This is a genomic window from Kangiella japonica, from assembly GCF_039523535.1.
GTDB classification, from domain to species: domain Bacteria; phylum Pseudomonadota; class Gammaproteobacteria; order Enterobacterales; family Kangiellaceae; genus Kangiella; species Kangiella japonica.
Genome location: NZ_BAAAFM010000001.1, coordinates 681,112 through 705,640 on the forward strand (window position 1 = coordinate 681,112; position 24,529 = coordinate 705,640).

The window sequence follows — 24,529 nt, forward strand, 5'->3', positions numbered from 1 at the left end:
TTCCGAGACTGTCCTGACATAGTAGCTAACCGCGCTAACGGTAGCAACTGCTCTATTGACGCTGTCGCTTTTCTTTTTTGTTACAATATAGGACAATAGCCACCCTTAATGAATCCTCTATAAAGACCTATGCCTACAAAACAATCTTCCAAAACAAACTTCGAAACTCAACTAACCGAGTTAGAGTCTATCGTTGACCAATTAGAGTCAGGCGAATTGCCGCTGGAAGATGCATTAAAAGTCTTTGAAAAAGGGGTCAAACTGTCTCGTCAATGTCAGCAATTACTGTCTGAAGCTGAGCAGAAAGTCACTATCTTGATGGGCAGTGACTCAATGAATAGCGAAGAACAAGACTTCGACAGCTCCGAGCAAGAATAGTCTCCATCATGACTATAGAAAATCATTTGCAACAGTGGCAAAACCAAGTCGCGCAACTGCTTGAAACGCGCTTGCCACAGCCCGAAACGATGCCACATACCTTGCACCAAGCGATGCGTTACGGAGCATTAAACGGTGGTAAACGTATTCGTCCGATCTTAGTTTACGCCACTGGCGAAGCATTGGGAGCCAATATTGATGATCTCAACGCGCCTGCATTGGCCGTCGAACTCATCCATTGCTACTCTTTAGTACATGACGATTTGCCGGCTATGGACGATGATGATTTACGCCGTGGACAACCCACTTGCCACATTGAGTTTAATGAAGCGACTGCAATATTGGCTGGCGATGCGCTACACACCCAGGCATTCCAAGAGTTGTCGTCATTCGAGTTTAGCCCACAGGCAAAAACACAACAACTTGAAATGATTCGTATATTGGCAGAAGCTAGCGGCTCACTAGGCATGGGCGGCGGTCAGGCGATTGACCTCGAATCGACGCAAAAGGTCATTGACCTAGCCATGTTAGAAAACATGCACCGCATGAAAACTGGCGCTTTGATTAAAGCCAGTGTATTACTCGGCGCCTTATGTGCTGGGCCTTTAAAGCCAAAAGAACGCCAAGCATTGAATGATTTTGCCGATGCTATTGGGCTTGCTTTCCAAGTTAAAGACGACATTCTTGATATCGAGTCGGACACTGAAACTTTAGGAAAACCTCAAGGATCAGATCTGGCCAAAGACAAAAGCACCTATCCAGCACTGCTTGGATTAGAAGGTTCACGCCAAAAGCTAACAGATTTGTTACAATTAGCGCTACAAGCTTTGGCTGAGTTACCCTACAATACCCAGTTATTGGCCGATTTGGCCAAATTTATTGTCCATCGAAAATCCTAACGGATCCACCGAACCTATGAGCACTGATTTATACCCTTTATTGAAGCAGATCAATAACCCACATGACTTGAGAGAACTCAACAAAAGTCAGTTGGGTGACGTGGCCAATGAGCTTCGACAATACCTTATTAATACTATCAGTCAGTGTGGTGGCCACTTTGCCGCAGGTTTGGGCACGGTAGAGTTAACCGTTGCGCTTCATTACATATTCAATACGCCAGACGATCGTATCGTTTGGGACGTAGGTCACCAGGCATACCCGCACAAAGTGCTTACAGAGCGCCGTGAGCAATTACACACCATTCGCCAAACTGACGGGTTACACCCCTTCCCAGTACGTAGCGAATCTGAGTATGACACTTTTGCCGTAGGTCACTCGAGTACTTCTATTAGCGCGGCACTTGGTATGGCTTTAGCGGCTAAACAAAGTGGCGAAAACCGCCAGTGCGTCGCCGTGATTGGTGACGGTGCTTTAACAGGCGGAATGGCTTTCGAAGCGATGAACCACGCGGCTGACACCGATGCTAACTTACTGGTAATCCTGAACGACAATGAAATGTCGATTTCAGAAAACGTCGGTGGCATGAACCGTTACTTAGCCAAACTCTTGGCTGGACGCTTTTATCAACGTGTTCGAGAAACGGGTAAAAAAGCGTTACACGGTATTAAGCCTTTGTCTGAATTTGTCAGCCGTGCCGAAGAACACATGAAAGGCATGATGCTTCCGAGTACATTATTCGAAGAGCTAGGGTTTAACTACAATGGTCCTATTGATGGGCATGATTTACCAACGCTACTGAGCACTTTAAGCAATATTAAATCGCTTAAAGGCCCACAATTTCTGCACGTAGTCACGCGCAAAGGTAAAGGTTACGAGCCAGCAGAAAACGATCCTATCGCTTATCACGGCGTACCAATTTTCGACCCGAAAGTTGACGAGTTACCGAAAGGCGTTAAGCCAAAAACTTACTCCAATATATTTGGCGACTTTTTGTGTGATATAGCCGCCCAAGACGAGCGAGTTATGGGCATCACACCAGCAATGCGCGAAGGCTCAGATTTAATTCGATTCTCTAAAGAATTCCCAGAGCGATACCACGATGTTGGTATTGCTGAGCAACACGCCGTTACCGTTTCAGCCGGCCTCGCCTGCGAAGGCTTTAAACCCGTATGTGCTATCTACTCCACCTTCTTACAGCGCGGCTATGATCAGCTGATCCACGACGTCGCCCTGCAAAACCTCGACGTACTTTTTGCTGTCGACCGCGGCGGATTAGTCGGTGGCGACGGCGCCACGCATAACGGTGCCTTCGACCTCAGCTATCTGCGCTGTATACCGAACATGGTTATCATGGCCCCAAGTGATGAAAACGAATGTCGCCAATGTTTATATACTGGTTACTTATATGAAGGTCCAGTTGCTGTACGTTATCCACGCGGCATGGGCTCAGGCATCGAACCAGAAAAAACCTTCACCCCATTTGAAATCGGTAAAGGCCGTATCGTCAGAGAATCGAGCCAAACAGAAGGCAACAAAGTTGCCATTTTAGCCTTCGGCTCTATGGTACAAACCGCCCTCGAAGCAGCCGAAGGGATAAACGCTACCGTCGCCGATATGCGCTTCGTGAAACCCCTCGATGAACAGTTAATCCGCAACTTAGCCGATACTCACGACCAGTTTATAACGATTGAAGAAAACGCCGTACAAGGTGGCGCAGGCTCAGCCATTAACGAATTCATTCTAAACAACGAAATTCAGATCAAAGTCAGAAACCTAGGACTACCTGATCGATTCATCGAACACGGCAGTATAGGCGACTTAATGAAAAGGATTGGATTAACCGCCGATGATATCGTTAAACTGGTTTCGTAAAGGTAAACTATAGATTCGTAGGTTGGGTTAGCCGTTAGGCTTCACCCAACATCATTTCCCCTTGCTTTTGCCTTGTCATTCCAAACTCGATTTGGAATCTTGGAATCTAAGTTTAACTTTGTTTTTTCGCCCCTCGGCGAGTCACTTTCTCTTCTACGAGCAAGAGAAAGTAACCAAAGAGAAGCACGCCCCAGACGTTAGGTCCTTCGGACTTCCCTCGTTCTTAAAAGTTACTCACGCGCCGCTAAACGAAACATCCATGTTTCGTCTTAGCTAAATTAGGCGTCCTGCCTAATTTACGCTATAACTTTTCCTCGCTCGGCTAACTTTAAGGGGGATTAAAGTACACGCCAATAGACTTGCACCAAGTATCCCCTTATATTGAGCTGTTCAATTTGCAAAATATAGCAAGCAAAATTAGGACGATTTTGCTAAGAGTTTCCAGCACAAAGAAGTGCTGGAAACTCTGGTGCGTCAAGTATTTTGAAAATAGAACAGGTAGTCATGTTTACATGACCTCAATATCGGGGTGTCTTTCTTTTGGTTACTTTTCTTGGATAAGTGACCGAAGGAAATGCCCGTGGTACAAGAAAAGTAACTCGCTATAAAAGCGAAACAATTACGAAATAATATATTAACTTAAAGTAAAAAGAGCCAAATACAAAATCCCCAACGAAAACACCCCCGCCAAAATATCATCCACCATGATCCCAAAGCCTCCATGGACTTTTTTGTCGAGCCATTTGATCGGCCAAGGTTTTAGGATGTCGAAGAAGCGGAAGAGGATAAATCCGGCGAGTGCCCACTGCCAAGTCACGGGGATGGCGATCATGGTGATAATGTAGCCACTAATTTCGTCCCAGACGATTCCTGGATGGTCGTGTACACCAAGCTTTTTGGCGGTGTAATGGCATAGCCCAATGCCTATAATCGACAACACTAAGGTTGCGATTAGGTAGTAAGGAAGGGTTAAAAAAGATAATCCGTACCAAACTGGAATGGCGACAACCGTGCCCCAGGTTCCCGGTGCTTTTGGCATTAAACCTGAGCCAAAGCCAAAGGATAGGAAGTGTAATGGGTTGGTGAACACCATGCGTTTAATCAATTGTTTATCGGCCAGTGGGACAGTCATTGGGATTTTATATCCTTTTAGTTATCGTTATTAAAATGTTGCCAGCTTCTGCGCTCACTCTTAAACGGCTTACCATGAAGCAACACTTTAAGCCCATTGTCAGTAATGCTGCCTATTCGGCTGATTTTAACACCCTGGCGCGCGGCGAGCTTATTTATTTTATCGCGGTTACTTTGTGGTGCGGTAAAACAAAGCTGGTAGTCGTCACCACCGTTTAGTGCATATTGACGCGCTTGTTCGGTACCGGCTACTGTTTCCAAGGCATCAGACACCGGCAATGACTCGACGTTTAGCGTGGCGCCACAGCGACTTTTCTTTAATATATGTCCAAGATCGGCAGCAAGCCCGTCAGAAATATCAAGGCCACAACTAGAGAACTTAGTGAGCTTTCGTGCAAACTTTAATGGTGGCTCAGGTTTGGTTAAAGCATCCCATAAAGCTTGCTCGCTAGCTGAAAGAGCTTCCTTATTTACTAGAGTTTTCTGATGAAGGTCTAGAGCAGCAGCCGCTTCGCCTAAGTTACCCGTCACCCATATATCATCGCCAAACTGTGCTTTGTTACGCTCGAGCAAGCGGTCTTTTTTTACAGTGCCGTACGCGGTGATATTAATATTAAGTGGGCCTTGAGTAGTGTCACCACCCACCAGAGGAATTTTAAAGGCTTCACTGGCGCTCTTTATTCCGGCGCTAAAGCCTTGTAACCATTCCATGCTAACGTCGGGCAGGCTGATCGATAACGTAAATGCTAGCGGTCTAGCTCCCATGGCGGCTAAGTCGCTGACATTAGCTGCGAGCGCTTTATGGGCTATGAGTTCTGGCTGTAGGTTAGAAAAAAAGTGCACACCATCGACTAAGGTGTCGGTTGAAATAACTAGTTGATATTTGTTGGGAATTTCAAAAATTGCGCAGTCGTCGCCAATACCTTTGACGACGCGGGGCTTTTTAGATGATTTTGCTGAAGGTGAGTTGGCCGAGGTGTCTTTCGAATCGTCAGAGAAGTCATATTCGAAAGTAAAGTATCGTTCAATCAGATCAAATTCGGCCATACCGTTTCAACTTACATTCCTCGATTTATTCGTGAGGACGCAGTGTTTTACTAATCTTATCGAGCACACCGTTAATGAACTTGTGTCCATCGGTTGCGCCAAAAGTCTTAGCTAACTCAATGCCTTCGTTAATCACCACTCGACGCGGGATATCAATGCGGTGTTTCAATTCAAAACCCGATAGGCGAATAATGGCTCGCTCAACAGGATCGATATCCTCCATTTCGCGGTCGATAGCTGGTGCCACAACCTCATCAATATCATGAAGATCTGTTAATACACCGTTGAACAACTCTTGAAAGTAAACGATATCCACTTTTTTGCTGTTCATAGTGCTTAGGTACTGTGCTTCGATTTCGTTCAAAGCATTACCCGTCATTTGCCACTGATATATCGCCTGCATCGCGTATTCACGAGCTTTGCGGCGTGCTGCTGGTTTAAAATTTTGTTCCATATTTAGCGCTCTTATTCTCAGTTAGCTTGGGTCTTACGAACCTAGTTTACGAGTTAAATTAATCATTTCAATCGCAGTCGCAGCGGCTTCTCCACCCTTGTTCATCTTTTTCGGGTTAGCGCGCTCTTCTGCCTGCTCATCATTATTGACGGTCAAAATGCCGAAAATCACCGGTAAATTATGCTTTATCGAGACATCCATCAAACCTCGGCTGGATTCTGCACAAACATAATCGAAATGTGGCGTATCACCACGAATCACCACGCCAATCGCAATTACAGCGTCATAATTACCGTTCATCGCTACCTGTTGTGTTGCATAAGGAAGCTCATAAGCGCCTGCAACATCATAACGCGAGACGTTTTCCGCCGGCACGCCAAGTTCTGCAAACTTTTGCTCCACACCTTCAATCATCATATCGATAATCGGTTGGTTAAAACGCGCATGGACGATAGCAATCTTGCCACCTTGATACTGAGTCTTGGTAAAGTCTAATTTAAAGTCGCTCATGTGACACTGGGCTCTTACGAAGGATAATGAGGATCAAGCTGATTTGACCACGGTTATAAGGCCGTATTGTATTATAACCGTGCTCAAATCACTAATTTTTGGACTATTTTTCTAGCTACTTTTGAGGAGTGATATGCTCGACAATTTCTAAGCCATAGCCGCCTAGCGCCGTATATTGAGTTCCAGAGCTCAATAAACGCATATCTTTTACGCCAAGGTTAACTAGAATCTGAGAGCCGATACCTACCGTACGTTTCTTTTTACGTTGCTGCTCTTGGGTTAAGGCTTCACCTTGATCTTCGCGCTCGAACTGACGAACACGTTCGAGTAATTCATCGCTCGACTCAGTTTTAGCGATCAAAACAAGTACGCCTTCGCCCTCTTCCGCGATCTTTTCGATCGACTCACTCACCGTCCAGCTTTTGCTTTTGCCACGCTGCGACTCAAGTAAGTCAGAAAGGCTGTCGGTTAAGTGAACACGCACTAACGTCGGCTTATCTTTAGATGGCTTGCCCTTTACTAAAGCAAAGTGGATTTGCTCATCAATGGTGTCTTTAAAGGTATGTAACCTAAAGTCACCATGCTCTGTTGGCCAGTGACACTCGCTGATTTTATCAACCGTATGCTCTTTCTCGGTACGATATTCGATTAAGTCAGCGATAGTCCCCATCTTTAAGCCATGCTCTTTAGCAAAGACTTCTAGATCTGGGCGACGAGCCATGGTGCCATCTTCGTTAAGGATTTCAACGATCACGGCCGCAGGTTCAAAACCGGCTAAACGCGCTAAATCACAACTCGCTTCGGTATGACCCGCACGGTTTAAGACACCACCTTCCTGCGCCATAATCGGGAAAATGTGGCCTGGCTGTACGATATCTTCAGGTTTCGCGTTAGGAGATACGGCAGCTTGAACAGTACGTGCGCGATCAGCAGCTGATATACCAGTGGTTACACCTTCCGCTGCTTCAATAGACACCGTAAAGTTAGTGCTGAACTTAGCGCCGTTATTGGCAGACATTAGTGGCAAGTTAATCTGTTCACAACGTTCACGCGTCATTGGCATACAAATTAAACCTCGGCCATAACGCGCCATAAAGTTTATATCTTCTGGACGAACCTGGCTGGCCGCCATTACTAGGTCACCTTCATTCTCACGATCTTCATCGTCCATTAGGACGACCATTTTACCCTGACGAATATCTTCGATGATTTCTTCAATTGTGTTTAGCTTCATAACCCTGGCCTACTCGGCTTTGTCTGCATGCATTGAGCGCTCAAGATAGCGCGCGATAAGGTCAATCTCTAAATTAACCTGCGTCCCTACCTCATAACTATCAGCGATAGTTTCCTGTAACGTATGTGGTACTAAGTTAAGGCTGAACTGGTCTTTTTCAAGGTCATTCACGGTTAAACTTGTGCCATCAACCGTTATTGAGCCTTTAATAGCTATATATTTTAACACTTCTTGCGGCGCTTTGATTTTGTACTGAATCGAGCGCGCAGCGTCTTCGATCGACACTATCTCGCCAATAGCATCAACATGACCGCTGACCATATGTCCGCCGAAACGAGTGGTCGGCAGCATAGCCTTCTCAAAGTTCACTACCTGCTTTGGTAAATAGAACTTCATGCAGGTGACATCAATAGTCTCAACCGACACATCAGCGGCGAAACCCTGCTCAAACTTCTCAATCACCGTTAAGCAAACGCCATTACAGGCAATGCTATCGCCTAGCGCTACGTCGTCTAGCGCCAACTTGCCCGTGTTAAAAACAAAACGTGCGTCGCCACATTTATGCTCTATGCTTTCGATAAAACCCGTTGCTTCAATAATTCCAGTAAACACAATTTAGTCCACTCGGTTATAGGTTAACTTTACGTCCTGTCCGACTTGTCGCACATCCTTGAGCTCTAAATTAATTGCCTGACTCATGCTTTCAAATGGCAAGTTTGCCATCGCTCTTGCGGCGCTACCTAGTAACTTAGGCGCCATAAATACCTGAAGCTCATCAACTAAGCCACGTTGCAAAAACGCGCCTAGCAGCTCACTGCCCGCTTCAATCAGCACATCATTTACACCGTGACTGCCCAGCTCCCGCAATACGGCTTCTAAATCAACAAAACCGTCCTGACTTTTTGCGACTTGGTGCAACTCAAGATTATCGCTGGCACCGTTACTTGTCTGTAGCTCGCGCTGCGATGCAGAGACTAGCCAACACTGGCCATCATTTTTGAAAATTGATGCACTCGGCTGGACTTGATGTTTCGAGTCAATAATGATCCGAATTGGCTGCTCAAAATAGGGATTACCCGTAAATTCTGTACTTCGAACATTCATCGACGGGTTATCAAATAATACCGTGCCAGATCCCGTTATAACGGCACCACTTTGGGCGCGAAGACGCTGCACTTGAGCACGTGATTCTGGCCCTGTGATCCACTGACTTTCGCCACTTGCCATCGCCGTACGTCCGTCGATACTGACCGCTGTTTTCGCCACGACTCTCGGCAGGCCTTTGATCATTCGTTTGATAAAGCCTAAATTTAAATTTTTTGCTTCTTGCTCCATCAAGCCACTCGATACGCTAATACCAGCCTTGCGCAACATTTGCATACCACGCCCAGAAACTTGAGGATTCGGATCGGTCATGGCGCAAACCACTCTTGAAACACCCGCATCGATAAGCCCTTGTGCGCAAGGTGGGGTTTTACCAAAGTGCGAACACGGCTCTAAGGTTACATAAGCGGTCGCGCCTTTAACCTCATGACCATTCTCGCGAGCATTGTCGATGGCATTCACTTCAGCATGAGCTAAGCCTGGCTTTTGATGCCAACCTTCACCAATGATTTGTGTTTCTTGATTGATTATCTGTACTAACACGCAACCGACTCGCGGATTAGAACGAGTGGTATACCAACCCTTTCGAGCTAGTTGAATTGCTCGCGCCATGAAGCGCGCATCGTTTGAATTAAAACTCATAGTTTGTGAGCGAGCAGCCCTCAAGTGTCTCAAGTTTTACTTGTCGCTTTGTAGCTTATCGATTTCTTCGCGGAACGCTTGAACATCTTGGAAGCGACGATAAACAGAAGCAAAGCGCACATAGGCAACATCGTCTAAGGCGCGCAATGCTTTCATGATTTCTTCTCCGACCACACTCGCTGGAACTTCTCGCTCCCCTAGCGCACGGAGATTGGAAAGGATTTTATTAATAGCCGCTTCAAGGTCCTCAACACTAACCGGACGCTTTTCTACGGCTTTAGCCAAGCCAGTTCTCATCTTCAGTTCATCGAACGGCTCTCGCGTGCCGTCCGACTTGATGATTTTTGGCATGACCAATTCTGCACTTTCAAACGTCGTGTACCGTTCGCCACACGATAAACATTCACGGCGGCGACGTACCTGACTTCCATCAGCAACTAATCGCGAATCAATCACTTTCGTATCTGGGTGAGCGCAGAATGGGCAATACATGGCCGTTAATCCTTCCTATTTGGTTACTTGTATACAGGGAAACGTTTCGTTAATTCCATAACTTTAGCTTTAACGTCGCTAATGACCTGCTCATTGTTGATGTCGTCAAGAATATCACAAATCCAACCGGCAAGCTCAGTCACTTCGGCTTCTTTAAAGCCACGCGTAGTGACGGCAGGCGTACCTAAACGTAGACCACTGGTGACGAATGGTGAACGCGGCTCGTTCGGAACTGTGTTTTTGTTAACCGTGATATTGGCGCGGCCCAAAGCATCTTCTGCGTCTTTACCGGTAATATCTTTGCTGATTAAGTCGACTAAGAATAAGTGGTTATCAGTGCCGCCAGAAACGATGTTAACACCACGCTCAACAAACACTTTCGTCATCGCTTGCGCGTTAGCTTTAACTTGCTTTTGCATCGCTTTAAACTCATCGCTTAACGCTTCTTTAAAAGCCACTGCCTTTGCTGCGATAACGTGCATCAAAGGACCGCCCTGGCCACCAGGGAACACTGCAGAGTTTAGTTTCTTCTCTAAATCAGGATTACCTTTCGACAAGATAACGCCGCCACGAGGGCCAGCTAATGTTTTATGCGTGGTCGAGGTTACAACGTGAGCATGAGGAAGTGGGTTTGGGTATTCGCCAGCTGCAATTAAGCCCGCAACGTGCGCCATATCAACAAACAAGTAAGCGCCTACTTTGTCGGCAATCTCACGGAATTTGGCCCAGTCAGCAACACGCGAATAGGCTGAGAAACCAGCGACTATCATTTGTGGCTTATGCTCAAGCGCCAAGCGCTCGACTTCTTCATAATCGATATAACCTTTGTCATCAACGCCATATTCGACTGAGTTATAGATTTTGCCAGAGAAGCTCACTTTAGAGCCATGTGTTAGGTGACCACCATCATTCAGGCTCATGCCCAAAATCGTATCGCCAGGCTTAATAAGAGCCATGTATACAGCGGCGTTGGCTTGCGAGCCTGAGTGTGGCTGGACGTTTGCGTAATCCGCACCGAACAATTCCTTAACGCGTTCTATTGCCAATTTCTCAGCAATATCAACATACTCACAACCGCCATAATAACGCTTGTCAGGATAGCCTTCAGCATATTTGTTAGTCAGCACAGAACCTTGCGCTTCCATGACTCGCTTGCTGGTGTAATTCTCAGATGCAATTAACTCAATGTGAGCTTCCTGACGCTTTTCTTCTGCATCAATCGAAGCCACTAATTCCGGGTCAAAATCTCTTAAAGAGGTCGTATTACCCAACATACCTAAATTCCTCTAATGTTGTATGAAATAGTTGCGCTCATTCTAACCGATCCATTGGTTAAATGCGCCATAAATAAGGCCAATTCTACCACTTTTACTCGTGAAGTTTGAAAAGGACTGGAGCTATTATTAGACTTAAAACCAACCCCGAATATTATCATCTAATTGCGCCCTACAGCCCTTATATTGTCGGGCATATTCCAGCGAACGTCTTTTAACCTTTTCAGAGACTTTAATGAGCCATGATTTCTTACGATAAGTGCCACGCTTATAGCCGCCCCAGCCCTCGTGATAGGCTAAGTATTGAGCTCTTGCATCCCACTTTGAAATGCCGAGTTTCTTATGGGTCTGGTAGGTATACCAGCCAATAAAATCAATCGCATCATCAAACTCATCCCGCTTCGCGTTCCAGTTTCCAGTTGAGCGAATATAGGTTTCCCAAGTTCCTTCCAGCGCTTGCGCGTAACCGTATGCATTCGACGGACGCCCTGTCGGAATAATGCCAAGAAACCACTGCATATCAGGTCGAATGGTGCGGTTAAATTTTGACTCTTGATGCATGATGGCAAGTTGTACATGAATCGGCGTGCCCCATTCTTCCTGTGAGTCCAGTGCGGCTTCATACCAACTGGCCTCCGAAAGGACGTTACACAAATCATTGACATTACTCGGTTTATAGGTCGCGCATGAACTTAGAACGCTACAAATTGTCAGTATTATTAACACTTTTATTTTCAAAAACGTATCCTTTCACATTTTATAACAAGATTTTATGGGTAAATGAATTTATCGCGATTCGATCAGTGCTAAAATGCCAGCGAATCAATTATTTAAAGTGATCAATTGGAACTATTGTGTCCCATTTGCTAGCGTATATTTTTAAACCGTTTAAACAAGGCTATTTCACGCGTCAGCGTCTTAGGCAATTAATATGAGCACGATTTTATTAATCGACGACAGTACAGGCATCTTAGCAGACACTGCAAAAAAATTGGAGCAGGCTGGCTATAAGTATAATTATGTTGATGACTATAAAGTGGCCTTTAATTTTCTTCGTCTTTCTCGCCCTTCTGTACAGATCGTTGTGGTCAGCCTCAACAATGCACTGGGCTACCCGATGATGCGTAAGGTACACAGCCTAATGTCGGATCGAGCAACTATTATTGTTTATTCGAAAGACAAAGACGGAGCCATATCAAACTGGATTGCAAAACAAAAGTTCCCTTTCTATTTTAAGCATGAAGAGCAAGCTGACGAGATGTTTAACAGCATTAAACGCTCATTGTTTAGTAAAGGACAGTTTTTCACACACCAACAGCTATTAAAGCTAGCTAGGATACTTTCTAAATATACCAATCAGGCTCAACAGATGGTAAAAGAAGCTGCGCCTCAATCGAAAAGCCTGCAGGAGTTAGAGCATAAACTTGCTAGAAAGCTCGACGGCATTGATAAACAGCGACGTTTTTTATCTGATCTACAGAAGTAGCATCAATTAGGGCTCTTGCCAAAAGCCTGCTCTTCACAGCCTACAGGATTAAGCACTCCTTTACAGTTTTCAGACTCAGCCTGAATGGTTGCGTGTGTTACACCGTGTTTTTTCTGTAGTAAATCGAGCATCTTATCGATCATCAAGTCTTTATCATAGGCGTCACCAACTACTGCATGAAATGTCATTAAGGGTTCTTGCTCACTAATGCTCCAAAGGTGAATGTGGTGAATATCTTCAACTCCCTGTAACGCCATCAAATCTTGCCTAATTTGATCCGAGTCCATCTCTAGTGGCTTACCTTCAAGCAAGATGTGGGACGAGTCCTTGATGATATGAAAAGCACTGCGAAGAATAAGCATCGACACAATAACTGACAACAAAGGGTCAACCCACAAAATGCCCCACTGCCATATAATCAATGCCGCAATAATAGCGCCCACTGAACCCAATAAATCACCGATAACATGCAACAAGGCGCTCCGCACATTAATGTTAGAGGTACTAGCGCTGTGTAGAATTTTGAACACTATCAGATTAACCAGGAGACCAAGAATGGCCACCACAAGCATAGTTATGCTTTGGATAGGATTCGGTTGGTAGAATCGCTGAATGCTTTCCCAAAGAATCCAGCCGGTCAAAATAATTAATAGAATACCATTGGTGTAGGCCGCTAAAACCTGCAAACGACCATAGCCAAAAGTGCGCTTATTATCAGCCGGCTTTGAACTTAATATAATTGCGTAAAAAGCGAGCAATAAAGCGGCTGTATCGGTCAACATATGTCCTGCATCTGCCAGTAATGCTAATGAGCCAGAGATTAGTCCCCCAGCAACTTCTATTAGCATAAAACTGCCGGTCAGCAAGACAGCCCAAAGCATTTGCTTACGGCTCGCTACTGGATGCTCATGCTTTTCATCATCATTAGCGTGGCTGTGACCATGACTATGCATATACACCTCATAAGTCTTGTAGAAGAGTAAATTATCAAATCCCTAGCTAAGACTATAGCAAGTATGAGAAACCTTTGTAAAAAAGCATTATCCACACTTTCAATTTCACAGCTGTTAAAGCAGTATATGAAAATGAAAACCACAAAAGAGCAGATAATGCCTCAGTTACAAAAAGCCAGTCGGTTTTATTCCGACAAAGGCTTTTGGCACAAAGTATCTAAACTTGCCACCAAAGCGACATTAGAGGCTTTAGAAAAAGTGTTGATTCTATATTACTGCTTTAAAGATCCGGCAACACCTGCCAAGGAAAAGTCGATTATTCTTGTAGCGCTAGGCTATTTCATTATGCCCATCGACGCTATACCAGATATTCTGCCTGGTGGTCTAGTTGACGACCTCTCAGTTTTGACGATAGCAGCCGCGAAAATCACTAACTCAATAAGCGATTGGCATATAAAGCAAGCTCGGCAGAAGCTTAACAAATTGAGACACAAAGATTAAACTGTACAAATCAAACCCACCGGTACTAAATAATGCCTTTACTTCAAGAGCTCCCAGAAAAAAACATATTTCAGGCATACGGCATCTTGTTATTGCAAAATAACCATCGCTTTGTACGAAAGCTCAAAAAACACTACACACCATCAATTCACGGCCATAAAACCTGGAACAGTAGTTATTTGTTAATGGATTATTTTTTACATAACGAAATTCTTGGCTTTAAACAGAATGTACTTGAGCTTGGCTGTGGCTGGGGACCTGCTAGTATATTTTGTGCTCAGCATGCTGCAGCTAAAGTTACAGGGGTTGATCGTGATGACGAAGTATTCCCTTTTTTAGAGGTTCAAGCTGCCTTAAATGAAGTAGAAGTAAAAACAAAGCAAGCAAGTTTTGAAAAGTTATCTAAAAAAGAACTTTCATCATATGATATTTTGATCGGTGCCGATGTGTGCTTTTGGGATCAGTTAACGCAAATACACTACAACCTTATCAACCGGGCCTTCAAGGCCGGCGTGAAAAAAGTGATTATAGCGGACCCGGGGCGTGAACCCTTTTATGCTTTAGCTGAAAAATGCTTATCAAAATATCCGGATGCCGAACTGGTTGATTGGTATGCCAACGAGCCAGAATACTTTGAAGGGGAGATATTGCATATCAGAAACCCTGGTATAAGCGATTAAAACTGATCTGGATCAAGAACATATCCGGTAGCATCGTTAGACTATAGTTGTACCCTTGAAACGCAGGAGTCCAACTATGGAATTAATAAAAGAATTGTTTTCCAGCTCATTGGGAATTATGAGTGCTTTGATGATACTGTTTATGATCGGTATGGGCGTATTTTTTACTGTATTATTTGTGAAAAAAGCCTATGAAGCACAAGAGCCACAATCAGAACAACCACAAAACAGGCAATAAAAAAGCCCGCATAGCGGGCTTTTTTATAATCCATCAAGAAACTGAATTACTCTTCAGTTTCTTCAACTTCAAAGTCATCTTCTTCAACGATTGGACGGTCAACTAGCTCAACATAAGCCATAGGAGCGTTATCGCCTGGACGGTTGCCACACTTCAAAATACGAAGGTAACCACCTGGACGCTCTTGGTAACGAATACCTAACTCAGTGAATAGTTTAGCTACCGCAGCATTGTCACGTAAACGTGCAAACGCTAAACGACGGTTAGCAACAGTGTCCTTTTTCGCCAAAGTAATTAATGGCTCAGCAATACGACGTAGCTCTTTTGCTTTTGGCAAAGTAGTACGAATAAGCTCATGCTCGATTAATGACGCAGTCATGTTACGGAACATAGCTTTACGGTGTGAGCTATTACGGTTTAATTTACGACCTGATTTTTGATGACGCATATTGAGTCCTCACTCTATTTAATCCTAGCCTACTGTAGTACTAGGAAAGCTTACTAAGCAAAATTGCTTAAGGGTTTGTAGAGAACAAGTTCCCTACCTATTGAAATAATCATCAAATAATAATTACTTCGATTAAAAAAACTGGATACTCATAACTTTAGAAAAGTAGAAAGTATCCAGCTTATTTTGTTACTGACCTCAAGCGTTAGACTATTCGCCTAAAATGCTTGATGGAGGCCAGTTTTCTAAACGCATACCTAACGACAAACCACGAGAAGCAAGAACGTCTTTGATTTCAGTCAAAGATTTCTTACCCAGGTTTGGAGTCTTAAGCAACTCAACTTCGGTGCGTTGTACTAAGTCACCAATGTAATGGATATTCTCAGTTTTCAAACAGTTTGCAGAACGTACAGTCAGCTCCAGATCATCAACCGGACGTAATAGAATCGGATCGATTTCTGGCTCTTCTTTTTCTGGCTCAGCTTGTTTTTCATCTTTTAAGTCAACGAAAGCTGCTAACTGCTGTTGAAGGATTGTAGCACTACGGCGAATCGCTTCTTCAGGGTCAATAGTTCCGTTAGTTTCAAGATCAAGAACTAACTTATCCAAGTTTGTACGCTGCTCTACACGCGCAGATTCTACGGTGTAAGATACTTTTCTCATTGGGCTGAAAGAAGAGTCTACTTGTAAAACACCGATTGGCTTATCTTCGCCTTCTGGTAATTTACGAGTATTTGATGCTTCATAACCACGACCAAGAACAATTTTGATACGCATAGTTAAAGCGCCACCTTTATTCAAAGTAGCGATGTAGTGATCTTTGTTCACTACTTCTGCACCTGAAACTTCTTCAATGTCAGCAGCAGTCACGACGCCTTCGCCCTTCTTTTGTAAAGTAAGAATAACTTCTTCTTTATCTTCAAGGCGAACTGCTAACCCTTTTAAGTTCAAAAGGATATCGATCACGTCTTCTTGAACACCCTCAATTGCTGAGTATTCATGAAGTACGCCGTCGATTTCTACTTCTGTCACCGCGGCACCTGGCATTGAAGACAATAAGATGCGACGCAGTGAGTTACCCAAAGTGTGTCCAAATCCACGCTCGAAAGGCTCCAATATAACGCGGGCTTTAGTACCCTCATCTGATTCGACCTTAATTTGACGCGGAGTCAGAAATTCAGTTGCTGACATATTATCCCTCTCAAGGATTAAAAATTACTTAGAGTAAAGCTCTACGATTAGGTTTTCGTTGATGCTAGCGTCAAGTTCTGTACGCTCAGGAAGACGCTTGTACGTTCCTTCCATTTTCTTTGCATCTACTTCAATCCACTCAGGTTTATCTCGCTGTGCTGCTAGCTCTAATGCTGCAACGATACGTGCTTGTTTCTGTGATTTTTCACGAACAGAAACTACGTCACCAGCTTTAACTGTGTAAGAAGGAATATTAACCGACTCACCGTTAACCATAATTGCTTTGTGACTTACAAGCTGACGAGCTTCGTTACGAGTTGAAGCATAACCCATACGGTAAACTACGTTGTCTAAGCGTGACTCAAGAAGACGTAACAAGTTTGAACCAGTCGCACCTTTGATACGGTCAGCTTCTTTATAGTAGTTACGGAATTGACGCTCAAGAACACCATAGATACGACGAACTTTTTGTTTTTCACGAAGCTGTAAACCGTAGTCAGAAAGGCGGCTACGACGAGCACCGTGCTGACCTGGAACAACTTCTATTTTACATTTGGTCTCAATTGCACGAACGCCTGATTTGTGTCCTAGATCGACACCTTCACGACGTGACAATTTAAGTTTTGGACCTAGATATCTAGCCATTATAAACTCCCGTTATTGTTACACACGACGCTTTTTAGGCGGGCGACAACCATTGTGTGGAATAGGTGTCACGTCAGTAATGTTGGTGACTTTAAAGCCAGCAGCGTTAAGTGCGCGAACCGCTGATTCACGACCTGGTCCAGGACCCTTAACGAAAACTTCAACATTCTTCATACCCATCTCTTTTACTACTTGAGCAGCGCGATCAGCAGCTACCTGTGCAGCAAAAGGAGTGGATTTACGTGAACCACGGAAGCCAGAACCACCAGATGTTGCCCATGAAAGAGCATTACCTTGACGGTCTGTGATCGTAATGATGGTGTTGTTAAATGAAGCATGGATATGCGCCATTCCATCAACTACGGTCTTTTTAACTTTTTTCTTACTAGTACGAGGTGTTTTAGCCATTATGTTCCACCAAACTATTTCTTAATCGGTTTGCGAGGACCTTTGCGGGTGCGAGCATTAGTCTTCGTACGTTGCCCACGCAAAGGTAGGTTACGACGGTGACGAATGCCTCGGAAACAACCCAAGTCCATCAAACGTTTAATATTCATGTTGATTTCGCGACGCAAATCACCTTCGACAGTAAATTTGCTCACCTCGTTTCGTAGATTCTCAATTTGGTCATCGTTCAAATCTTTGATCTTTGCAGTAGGTTCAACCCCTGCATCAGCACAGATTTTCTGTGCACGAGGACGACCGATACCATAGATAGCGGTCAGTGCGACATCAGCATGCTTATGTACCGGAATGTTAATACCAGCTATACGAGCCATTTAACAATTTCTCCTAAATTAAATAAGCAGGCGTGAAAGGGCGGCTATTTTAGCCACTTCACGCCTAAAAATCAAACAATTATCTAATTAACCTTGACGCTGTTTATGGCGAGGGTCAACACAGATAACGCGAACACTGCCGTGACGACGAATCACTTTGCAGTTACGGCACATTTTCTTAACAGAAGCACGAACTTTCATTTGTTACTCCAACATGCTTAGCGACGAACACGACCGGATGGGCCATGCTTTTTAAGATTTGCTTTCTTCAATACCGAGTCATATTGCTGCGACATTAAATGAGCTTGTACTTGAGCCATGAAGTCCATAGCGACAACTACAATAATCAATAACGACGTACCACCAAAGTAGAACGGGTATTCAAATAGCAAAATCAGGAACTCTGGTAACAAACATACGGCTGTCATGTAAAGCGCACCCCAGAACGTAAGTCTAGTAGTCACTTTATCAAGATAGCTAGCTGTTTGCTGGCCAGGACGAATACCTGGAATAAACGCACCGGATTTCTTTAAGTTATCCGCTGTGTCACGTGGGTTTTGCGTCAATGCTGTATAAAAGAAAGCAAAGAAGATAATACCCGCCGCGTACAGCAACATATATACCGGATTACCAGGTTGTAAGTTCTGCGACAAAGTAGTTAACCAATTAACTTCGCCCGCGTTACCGAACCATGACAACAAGGTGCCTGGGAATAACACGATACTAGAAGCAAAAATAGCAGGGATTACACCCGCCATGTTTAACTTCATTGGTAAGAAGCTACTTTGAGCTGCAAATACTTTATTACCTTGCTGGCGTTTCGCATAGTTAATCGTGATACGACGTTGAGCCGTTTCAAACCATACAATGAAGTAAATCACCGCTAACGCAAAAACAGCAAATACTAGAATACCTAGTACGTCACGTTGTCCGTCGTATGCTTGTGAGAATACTTGCTGTATTGCCTGCGGGAAGCCGGCAACAATGCCCACCAAGATAATGATCGAGATACCGTTACCGATACCTCTTTCCGTAATTTGTTCACCTAACCACATTAGGAACATAGTACCTGTAACCAATGTAGCGATAGCAACAAAATAGAACGAAAAGTCAGGATTCTCAACCAAACCAGGAACCATATTTGGTAACTGTGTAGCCATACCGAACGCTTGAACTGTTGCCAGAGCAACCGTTAAGTAGCGCGTATATTGGTTGATTTTGCGGCGACCACTTTCGCCTTCCTTCTTAATCTCTTTTAAGCGCGGGTCAACATAACTTAAGATCTGCATGATAATCGATGCCGAAATATAAGGCATGATACCCAACGCTAGAACTGAAGCACGCTCCATCGCACCGCCAGAAAAGACATTAAATAAAGAGAAAATCGTATCTGAATTTAATATCTGTTTTAGTGCATCAGCGTTCACCCCTGGAACAGGGATGAAAGAGCCAAGACGGAAAACTACAATAGCAATGAGCACAAACAGCAAACGCTGCTTGAGCTCACTCAAACCACCGCTTTTAGCTAATTGCTGTGGTGATAATGCCATTATGCTTCAACCTTACCGCCAGCTGCTTCGATTGCTTTCTGTGCACCTTTCGTCACACGAATGCCACCAGAAACAGTTACAGCACGATCGATTTCACCAGACAGAATAATTTTAGCGCTTAAGATGCTATCGTTAATGATGCGTGCTTTTTTCAAAGTCAACATATCAACAACTTCACCTTCAACTTTAGCTAATTCACTCAAACGTACTTCGGCAGTTGTCAAAGCTTTGCGTGATTTAAAACCAAACTTAGGCAAACGCTGTTTTAAAGGCATCTGACCGCCTTCGAAACCAATCTTACTAAAACCGCCTGAACGTGATTTTTGACCTTTGTGACCACGGCCTGCAGTCTTGCCATCGGTAGAACCGATACCACGACCTACACGTTTACGATCTTTCTTACTACCAGGAGCTGGCATCAATGTATTTAAACGCATGATATTACTCCTCAACAGTTACCATGTAGTAAACTTTATTTACCATACCGCGAGTTGAAGGAGTATCTTCAACTTCTACAGTATGACCAATGCGACGCAAACCTAGACCACGCAAACAAGCTTTATGGGCTTCTAAGCGGCTAATGCTAGAACGCGTCTGCGTTACTTTCATCATTTTCTTTGCCATCGTCTTAGTCCAAAATCTCTTCTACTGATTTACCACGCTTGGCAGCCATCTCTTCTGGCGAAGTCATTTGGGTCAAACCGTTAATCGTTGCACGAACGATGTTAATAGGGTTTGTAGAACCAACGCTTTTTGCCAATACGTTTTGGATACCTAGCACCTCAAAAACAGCACGCATCGCGCCACCGGCAATAATACCAGTACCTTTAGATGCTGGCTGCATGTAAACTTTTGATGCGCCATGACGAGCATTTAATGCGTGTTGTAAAGTGTGGCCATCTTTAAGCTCAACTTGAATCATGTTACGACGAGCTTGTTCCATAGCCTTTTGGATCGCAACTGGCACTTCTTTCGATTTACCACGACCAAAACCCACTTTACCCTTACCGTCGCCAACAACAGTTAAGGCGGTGAAACCGAAAATACGACCACCTTTAACTACTTTAGCAACGCGGTTTACGTTGACTAATTTTTCAACTAAACCTTCTTGGTTATTCATATCTTTTGCCATGCTTCACACCTTAGAACTGTAAGCCTTTTTCACGAGCGGCATCAGCAAGAGCTGCTACGCGTCCGTGATATTTGAATCCACTGCGGTCGAAAGCAACTTGCTTTACACCCGCCTCGATAGCGCGCTCAGCAACCAAAGTACCTACGTGCTTAGCAGCATCTAGGTTACCTGTGTACTTCACATCGCCACGAACGGCCTTTTCCACAGTCGAAGCACTCGCGATTACATTACCGTTCTCACCGTTGATTACTTGAGCGTAAATGTGGCGAGGGGTTCTATTCACAACCAGGCGCGTTACACCTAGCTCATGCATTTTAGCGCGACCACTAGCCGCACGACGCAAACGTTGAATTTTCTTTTTCATGACCCTGCCCTACTATTTCTTCTTGGCTTCTTTACGAACAATATATTCGTCAACATAACGTACACCTTTACCTTTGTATGGCTCTGGCGGACGGTACGCGCGGATGTTTGCCGCAACTTGACCAACTACTTGCTTGTTTGCACCCTTAACGATGAGATCCGTTTGTGAAGGAGCTTCAATTGTTACGCCTTCTGGAATTTCAAACTCAACAGGATGTGAGAAGCCTAGGGATAAGTTCAATTTCTTACCTTGAACTTGCGCACGGTAACCAACACCAACTAACTTCAATTTCTTTTCGAAGCCGTCAGAAACACCAGTTACCATATTATTTACCAATGCACGGAATGTACCCGCCATTGCCCAGCTCTTTGCTTCAGCTTTAGGAGCAAAAGAAACTTCGCCGTCTTCAACTTTGATTTCTACATCATTATGAAGGTTTTGCTCAAGCTGGCCTTTTGAACCTTTAACACTGATCACGCCGTCTTTGATGTTGACTTCAACACCTGAAGGGATAGATACAGCGGCTTTTGCTACACGTGACATCTTAACTCTCCCCTTACGCTACAGTGCAGATGATCTCACCGCCAAAGCCCGCTTTACGCGCTGCTCGGTCAGTCATCACACCTTTAGATGTAGAAACGACTGCGATACCTAAACCGCCGATAACCTTTGGAAGCTCATCAACTTTCTTATAGATACGCAAACCTGGACGGCTTACACGTTTCAATTCGTCAATTACTGGGCGACCTTGGTAGTATTTCAACTCAACAGTCATCACAGGTTTTTTGCCTTCTTCAACGCTGTAGCTCTTGATAAAACCTTCTTTTACCAAAACATCAGCGATGGCTTTCTTAATATTTGAAGCAGGGATAGTGACAGTTTTCTTCGCAGCAGATTGGCCGTTGCGAATTCGAGTCAACATATCTGCTATAGGATCTTGCATACTCATTAGTGATTCTCCAACAGCTTACCAGCTAGATTTAACCAGACCAGGCACGTCACCCTTCATCGCATGCTCACGCAATTTATTGCGGCACATACCGAATTTACGAAGGTATCCGTGTGGACGACCAGTGACACGACAACGGTTACGTTGACGCACAGGGTTTGCGTTGCGTGGTAGCTTTTGAAGCTTCACCTGAGCTTCCCAAACTTCTTCTTCTGAAGATTCTGGGTTGTTGATGATTGCTTTAAGCTCTGCGCGTTTTGCAGCGTACTTCTCTACAGTTTTCGCACGCTTCAACTCACGCTCTATCATAGATTTCTTAGCCATAGCGTGCCTCTTATGATTTCAATGGGAAGTTAAACGCACTAAGTAATGCGCGACCTTCATCATTGGTGTTTGCCGTAGTCGTAATAGTAATATCCATACCACGAACCTTATCGACCTTGTCATAATCAATTTCTGGGAAAATGATTTGCTCTTTGATACCTACAGAGTAGTTACCATGGCCGTCGAAAGACTTAGGGTTCAAACCACGGAAGTCACGAATACGTGGCACCGCGATTGAGATAAATCTTTCTAAGAATTCCCACATACGCTCGCCACGAAGAGTCACTTTACAGCCAATTGGGTAGCCATCACGAATTTTAAAGCCCGCAACAGATTTGCGTGCTTTAGTGATGATAGGCTTTTGGCCTGAGATAGCAGTCATATCATTTACTGCGTGCTCAAGGATCTTCTTGTCCGCAAGAGCTTCACCCAGACCCATATTCAATGTGATCTTGGTAATGCGTGGGACTTGCATAACTGATTGGTACTCGAACTTTTCTTTAAGTTCTTGTACAACAGTATCTTTGTAAAAGTTGTGCAGTTTCGCCATCATTTATTACCTAAATGTTAACTATTAAATCGCTTCGCCAGTTTTCTTGAAGAAGCGCGTTTTCTTTCCGTCTTCAACTTTGATGCCAACACGGTCAGCTTTGCCAGTTGAAGGGTTGTAAATTGCTACATTTGAAGCGTCTAACGCTGCTTCTTTCTCGATAATTCCACCTTCATTGATAGAACCGTCAGGATTTTGGCTAGGCTTAGTATGCTTCTTAATAATGTTTACGCCACTCACAATCACGCGACCATTAGGAAGAACGCGGTCAACATTACCACGTTTACCTTTGTCTTTTCCCGCGATTACGATGACTTCGTCGCCGCTCTTAATCTTTTGCATGATTCTCGTCTCTCTTAAAGTACTTCAGGTGCCAAAGACACGATCTTCATGAACTTGTCGCCACGTAATTCACGTGTTACAGGTCCAAAGATACGAGTACCAATCGGCTGTTGGTTACTGTTCAAAATAACTGCAGCGTTACCATCGAACTTAATTAAAGAGCCGTCTGGACGACGAACACCTTTACGAGTACGAACAACAACTGCGTTTAGAACGTCACCTTTCTTTACTTTACCGCGTGGGATCGCTTCTTTTACGCTTACTTTGATGACATCACCAATATTGGCGTAACGACGATGCGAACCACCCAGTACCTTAATACACATTACACGACGTGCGCCTGAGTTATCCGCTACGTCTAGTACTGATTGCATCTGGATCATGGTTTTCTCCGCTTAATCCCGCGCTAAAAGGCGCAGGAGTATACCATTAAATTAGTAAAAATCCTAACCCCGAGGTGAAATTAATCACTTCAGGGTTAACTATGGTTCAATTAGCGAGCTTTCTCTACTATCTCAACTAGCTTAAAAGACTTAGTTTTTGATAGAGGACGACACTCAGCAATTTTAACCACATCACCCAATTTGCACTCATTAGCTTCATCATGAGCGTGAATCTTAGATGAACGCTTGATGAACTTACCGTATAACGGGTGCTTCACCTGACGCTCTACTAAAACAGTAATGGACTTGTCCATTTTGTCACTTATGACTTTGCCCTGTAATGTGCGTTGAATAGTATCAGTGCTCATTATGAACCTGCCTTTTGGTTGATAATGGTTTTAACACGAGCGATATCACGACGTACTTCACGCAACTTGTGTGTTTCTGTCACTTGGCCCGTAGCCTTTTCCATACGTAACTTGAATTGATCTTGAAGCAATTCAGTTAAGGTTACGTTGAGCTCTTCAACGCTCTTATCTTTCAATTCTGTCGCTTTCATTAGATCACCGTCCGCTTAACAAAGGTAGTTTTGAAAGGAAGTTTAGCGGCTGCTAAAGCAAATGCTTCACGCGCTAACTCTTCAGAGATACCTTCTACTTCATATAACATGCGGCCTGGCTGAATCTGTGCAACCCAATATTCCACACTACCTTTACCTTTACCCATACGAACTTCTAAAGGCTTTTTAGTGATTGGCTTGTCTGGGAATACACGAATGTAAACTTTACCAGCACGCTTCATGTGACGAGTCATCGCACGACGAGCCGCCTCAATTTGGCGAGCTGTCATACGGCCACGACCCGTAGCTTTTAAACCGAACTCACCAAAGCTTACGTTATGAGCTTGAGAGCCACGGTTGCGCAGTTTATGCTGCTTACGATATTTCGTTCTTTTTGGCAATAACATAATACTTACC

General features: G+C 44.2%; 38 protein-coding genes. 7 read left to right on the forward strand and 31 right to left on the reverse strand.

The features are described 5' to 3' along the window. Positions 1-129: 129 nt before the first annotated feature. From xseB to dxs, 3 genes are read left to right on the forward strand one after another with little or no spacing between them, the layout of a single operon-like run. Positions 130-378, forward strand: a complete 249-nt coding sequence (gene xseB / locus ABD128_RS03180; RefSeq protein WP_343986391.1) for an exodeoxyribonuclease VII small subunit — start codon at positions 130-132, stop codon at positions 376-378. Positions 379-386: 8 nt separating this feature from the next. Further along, positions 387-1,277 carry a (2E,6E)-farnesyl diphosphate synthase gene (gene ispA, locus ABD128_RS03185; protein WP_343986394.1) on the forward strand — a complete coding sequence of 297 codons (891 nt, stop codon included), beginning with the start codon at positions 387-389 and terminating at the stop codon, positions 1,275-1,277. 16 nt (positions 1,278-1,293) lie between these two features. Beyond that, positions 1,294-3,150 (forward strand): 1-deoxy-D-xylulose-5-phosphate synthase, encoded by a 1,857-nt coding sequence (gene dxs / locus ABD128_RS03190; protein ID WP_343986397.1) that lies wholly within the window; start codon positions 1,294-1,296, stop codon positions 3,148-3,150. 634 nt (positions 3,151-3,784) lie between these two features. On the opposite strand, the gene ABD128_RS03195 is transcribed toward dxs, so the two are convergent. From ABD128_RS03195 to ABD128_RS03240, 10 genes are all read right to left on the reverse strand, one after another. Next, entirely contained in the window at positions 3,785-4,282 is a 498-nt protein-coding gene (locus ABD128_RS03195; RefSeq protein WP_343986400.1) for a phosphatidylglycerophosphatase A family protein, read from the reverse strand. A 17-nt stretch (positions 4,283-4,299) separates the two neighbouring features. Then, on the reverse strand, positions 4,300-5,328 hold the full coding sequence (gene thiL, locus ABD128_RS03200; protein ID WP_343986403.1) for a thiamine-phosphate kinase: 1,029 nt from the start codon (positions 5,326-5,328) through the stop codon (positions 4,300-4,302). A gap of 25 nt (positions 5,329-5,353) precedes the next feature. Next, positions 5,354-5,782: a transcription antitermination factor NusB gene (gene nusB, locus ABD128_RS03205; RefSeq protein ID WP_110201272.1), complete on the reverse strand. Its 429-nt coding sequence runs from the start codon at positions 5,780-5,782 to the stop codon at positions 5,354-5,356. Positions 5,783-5,815: 33 nt separating this feature from the next. After that, entirely contained in the window at positions 5,816-6,292 is a 477-nt protein-coding gene (gene ribH / locus ABD128_RS03210) for a 6,7-dimethyl-8-ribityllumazine synthase (protein WP_110201273.1), read from the reverse strand. A gap of 115 nt (positions 6,293-6,407) precedes the next feature. Then, complete coding sequence (ribBA, locus tag ABD128_RS03215; protein WP_343986408.1) at positions 6,408-7,526, reverse strand: bifunctional 3,4-dihydroxy-2-butanone-4-phosphate synthase/GTP cyclohydrolase II; 1,119 nt, start codon at positions 7,524-7,526, stop codon at positions 6,408-6,410. 9 nt (positions 7,527-7,535) lie between these two features. Continuing rightward, entirely contained in the window at positions 7,536-8,138 is a 603-nt protein-coding gene (locus ABD128_RS03220) for a riboflavin synthase (protein WP_343986411.1), read from the reverse strand. Between the two features lie 3 nt (positions 8,139-8,141). Continuing rightward, positions 8,142-9,272, reverse strand: a complete 1,131-nt coding sequence (gene ribD, locus ABD128_RS03225; protein WP_343986414.1) for a bifunctional diaminohydroxyphosphoribosylaminopyrimidine deaminase/5-amino-6-(5-phosphoribosylamino)uracil reductase RibD — start codon at positions 9,270-9,272, stop codon at positions 8,142-8,144. 36 nt (positions 9,273-9,308) lie between these two features. Next, the gene (gene nrdR / locus ABD128_RS03230; RefSeq protein WP_110201277.1) at positions 9,309-9,764 is read right to left on the reverse strand and encodes a transcriptional regulator NrdR; all 456 of its coding nucleotides are present in this window, start codon (positions 9,762-9,764) and stop codon (positions 9,309-9,311) included. A 23-nt stretch (positions 9,765-9,787) separates the two neighbouring features. Beyond that, positions 9,788-11,038 carry a serine hydroxymethyltransferase gene (glyA, locus tag ABD128_RS03235; protein ID WP_343986418.1) on the reverse strand — a complete coding sequence of 417 codons (1,251 nt, stop codon included), beginning with the start codon at positions 11,036-11,038 and terminating at the stop codon, positions 9,788-9,790. A 135-nt stretch (positions 11,039-11,173) separates the two neighbouring features. Beyond that, complete coding sequence (locus ABD128_RS03240) at positions 11,174-11,776, reverse strand: transglycosylase SLT domain-containing protein (protein WP_343986421.1); 603 nt, start codon at positions 11,774-11,776, stop codon at positions 11,174-11,176. A 193-nt stretch (positions 11,777-11,969) separates the two neighbouring features. Here ABD128_RS03240 and ABD128_RS03245 point away from each other — a divergent pair, with 193 nt between their 5' ends. Continuing rightward, positions 11,970-12,524: a response regulator gene (locus tag ABD128_RS03245; protein ID WP_343986424.1), complete on the forward strand. Its 555-nt coding sequence runs from the start codon at positions 11,970-11,972 to the stop codon at positions 12,522-12,524. 2 nt (positions 12,525-12,526) lie between these two features. Here the strand turns inward: ABD128_RS03245 and ABD128_RS03250 are convergent, their stop codons facing one another. Continuing rightward, complete coding sequence (locus tag ABD128_RS03250; RefSeq protein WP_343986427.1) at positions 12,527-13,477, reverse strand: cation diffusion facilitator family transporter; 951 nt, start codon at positions 13,475-13,477, stop codon at positions 12,527-12,529. 132 nt (positions 13,478-13,609) lie between these two features. Between ABD128_RS03250 and ABD128_RS03255 the strand changes: the two genes are divergently transcribed. The 3 genes from ABD128_RS03255 to ABD128_RS03265 all read left to right on the forward strand — a co-directional run bounded on the left by ABD128_RS03255 (position 13,610) and on the right by ABD128_RS03265 (position 14,896). After that, the gene (locus tag ABD128_RS03255) at positions 13,610-13,978 is read left to right on the forward strand and encodes a YkvA family protein (RefSeq protein WP_343986429.1); all 369 of its coding nucleotides are present in this window, start codon (positions 13,610-13,612) and stop codon (positions 13,976-13,978) included. 32 nt (positions 13,979-14,010) lie between these two features. After that, a complete protein-coding gene (locus tag ABD128_RS03260; RefSeq protein WP_343986432.1) occupies positions 14,011-14,658 on the forward strand; it encodes a class I SAM-dependent methyltransferase in 648 nt (215 codons plus the stop codon). Between the two features lie 76 nt (positions 14,659-14,734). After that, positions 14,735-14,896 carry a DUF3149 domain-containing protein gene (locus ABD128_RS03265; protein WP_343986435.1) on the forward strand — a complete coding sequence of 54 codons (162 nt, stop codon included), beginning with the start codon at positions 14,735-14,737 and terminating at the stop codon, positions 14,894-14,896. A 46-nt stretch (positions 14,897-14,942) separates the two neighbouring features. Here ABD128_RS03265 and rplQ read toward each other — a convergent pair whose 3' ends face one another. From rplQ to rplP, 20 genes are all read right to left on the reverse strand, one after another. After that, positions 14,943-15,344 (reverse strand): 50S ribosomal protein L17, encoded by a 402-nt coding sequence (gene rplQ / locus ABD128_RS03270; RefSeq protein ID WP_343986438.1) that lies wholly within the window; start codon positions 15,342-15,344, stop codon positions 14,943-14,945. Between the two features lie 210 nt (positions 15,345-15,554). Beyond that, positions 15,555-16,535 (reverse strand): DNA-directed RNA polymerase subunit alpha, encoded by a 981-nt coding sequence (locus tag ABD128_RS03275; RefSeq protein WP_343986441.1) that lies wholly within the window; start codon positions 16,533-16,535, stop codon positions 15,555-15,557. 24 nt (positions 16,536-16,559) lie between these two features. Beyond that, entirely contained in the window at positions 16,560-17,180 is a 621-nt protein-coding gene (gene rpsD, locus ABD128_RS03280) for a 30S ribosomal protein S4 (RefSeq protein WP_343986445.1), read from the reverse strand. An 18-nt stretch (positions 17,181-17,198) separates the two neighbouring features. Next, the gene (gene rpsK / locus ABD128_RS03285) at positions 17,199-17,588 is read right to left on the reverse strand and encodes a 30S ribosomal protein S11 (protein ID WP_110201288.1); all 390 of its coding nucleotides are present in this window, start codon (positions 17,586-17,588) and stop codon (positions 17,199-17,201) included. A gap of 14 nt (positions 17,589-17,602) precedes the next feature. Continuing rightward, positions 17,603-17,959, reverse strand: coding sequence for a 30S ribosomal protein S13 (gene rpsM / locus ABD128_RS03290; protein ID WP_110201289.1), 357 nt, complete (start codon positions 17,957-17,959; stop codon positions 17,603-17,605). An 87-nt stretch (positions 17,960-18,046) separates the two neighbouring features. Next, positions 18,047-18,160 carry a 50S ribosomal protein L36 gene (gene rpmJ, locus ABD128_RS03295; RefSeq protein ID WP_046561862.1) on the reverse strand — a complete coding sequence of 38 codons (114 nt, stop codon included), beginning with the start codon at positions 18,158-18,160 and terminating at the stop codon, positions 18,047-18,049. Between the two features lie 17 nt (positions 18,161-18,177). Continuing rightward, positions 18,178-19,509: a preprotein translocase subunit SecY gene (secY, locus tag ABD128_RS03300; protein ID WP_343986453.1), complete on the reverse strand. Its 1,332-nt coding sequence runs from the start codon at positions 19,507-19,509 to the stop codon at positions 18,178-18,180. Continuing rightward, positions 19,509-19,946 carry a 50S ribosomal protein L15 gene (gene rplO / locus ABD128_RS03305; RefSeq protein ID WP_343986456.1) on the reverse strand — a complete coding sequence of 146 codons (438 nt, stop codon included), beginning with the start codon at positions 19,944-19,946 and terminating at the stop codon, positions 19,509-19,511. Before rplO ends, secY begins: the two co-directional genes overlap by 1 nt. A 4-nt stretch (positions 19,947-19,950) precedes the next feature. Continuing rightward, positions 19,951-20,133: a 50S ribosomal protein L30 gene (gene rpmD / locus ABD128_RS03310; RefSeq protein ID WP_110201292.1), complete on the reverse strand. Its 183-nt coding sequence runs from the start codon at positions 20,131-20,133 to the stop codon at positions 19,951-19,953. Positions 20,134-20,137: 4 nt separating this feature from the next. Further along, complete coding sequence (gene rpsE / locus ABD128_RS03315) at positions 20,138-20,641, reverse strand: 30S ribosomal protein S5 (protein ID WP_110201293.1); 504 nt, start codon at positions 20,639-20,641, stop codon at positions 20,138-20,140. 10 nt (positions 20,642-20,651) lie between these two features. After that, complete coding sequence (gene rplR / locus ABD128_RS03320; RefSeq protein WP_343986459.1) at positions 20,652-21,005, reverse strand: 50S ribosomal protein L18; 354 nt, start codon at positions 21,003-21,005, stop codon at positions 20,652-20,654. Between the two features lie 12 nt (positions 21,006-21,017). Continuing rightward, positions 21,018-21,548, reverse strand: coding sequence for a 50S ribosomal protein L6 (rplF, locus tag ABD128_RS03325; RefSeq protein ID WP_343986462.1), 531 nt, complete (start codon positions 21,546-21,548; stop codon positions 21,018-21,020). Between the two features lie 13 nt (positions 21,549-21,561). Continuing rightward, on the reverse strand, positions 21,562-21,954 hold the full coding sequence (rpsH, locus tag ABD128_RS03330) for a 30S ribosomal protein S8 (protein ID WP_343986465.1): 393 nt from the start codon (positions 21,952-21,954) through the stop codon (positions 21,562-21,564). Positions 21,955-21,972: 18 nt separating this feature from the next. After that, entirely contained in the window at positions 21,973-22,278 is a 306-nt protein-coding gene (gene rpsN / locus ABD128_RS03335; protein ID WP_110201297.1) for a 30S ribosomal protein S14, read from the reverse strand. A gap of 10 nt (positions 22,279-22,288) precedes the next feature. After that, positions 22,289-22,828, reverse strand: a complete 540-nt coding sequence (gene rplE / locus ABD128_RS03340) for a 50S ribosomal protein L5 (RefSeq protein WP_343986578.1) — start codon at positions 22,826-22,828, stop codon at positions 22,289-22,291. A 24-nt stretch (positions 22,829-22,852) separates the two neighbouring features. Next, a complete protein-coding gene (rplX, locus tag ABD128_RS03345) occupies positions 22,853-23,170 on the reverse strand; it encodes a 50S ribosomal protein L24 (protein ID WP_110201299.1) in 318 nt (105 codons plus the stop codon). 14 nt (positions 23,171-23,184) lie between these two features. Then, on the reverse strand, positions 23,185-23,553 hold the full coding sequence (rplN, locus tag ABD128_RS03350; RefSeq protein WP_110201300.1) for a 50S ribosomal protein L14: 369 nt from the start codon (positions 23,551-23,553) through the stop codon (positions 23,185-23,187). 110 nt (positions 23,554-23,663) lie between these two features. Further along, complete coding sequence (rpsQ, locus tag ABD128_RS03355; protein WP_343986471.1) at positions 23,664-23,921, reverse strand: 30S ribosomal protein S17; 258 nt, start codon at positions 23,919-23,921, stop codon at positions 23,664-23,666. Continuing rightward, positions 23,921-24,112 (reverse strand): 50S ribosomal protein L29, encoded by a 192-nt coding sequence (rpmC, locus tag ABD128_RS03360; protein ID WP_110201302.1) that lies wholly within the window; start codon positions 24,110-24,112, stop codon positions 23,921-23,923. The genes rpsQ and rpmC overlap by 1 nt, the downstream gene beginning before the upstream one ends. Continuing rightward, positions 24,112-24,519: a 50S ribosomal protein L16 gene (rplP, locus tag ABD128_RS03365; RefSeq protein ID WP_110201303.1), complete on the reverse strand. Its 408-nt coding sequence runs from the start codon at positions 24,517-24,519 to the stop codon at positions 24,112-24,114. The genes rpmC and rplP overlap by 1 nt, the downstream gene beginning before the upstream one ends. Between the last annotated feature and the right edge of the window lie 10 nt (positions 24,520-24,529).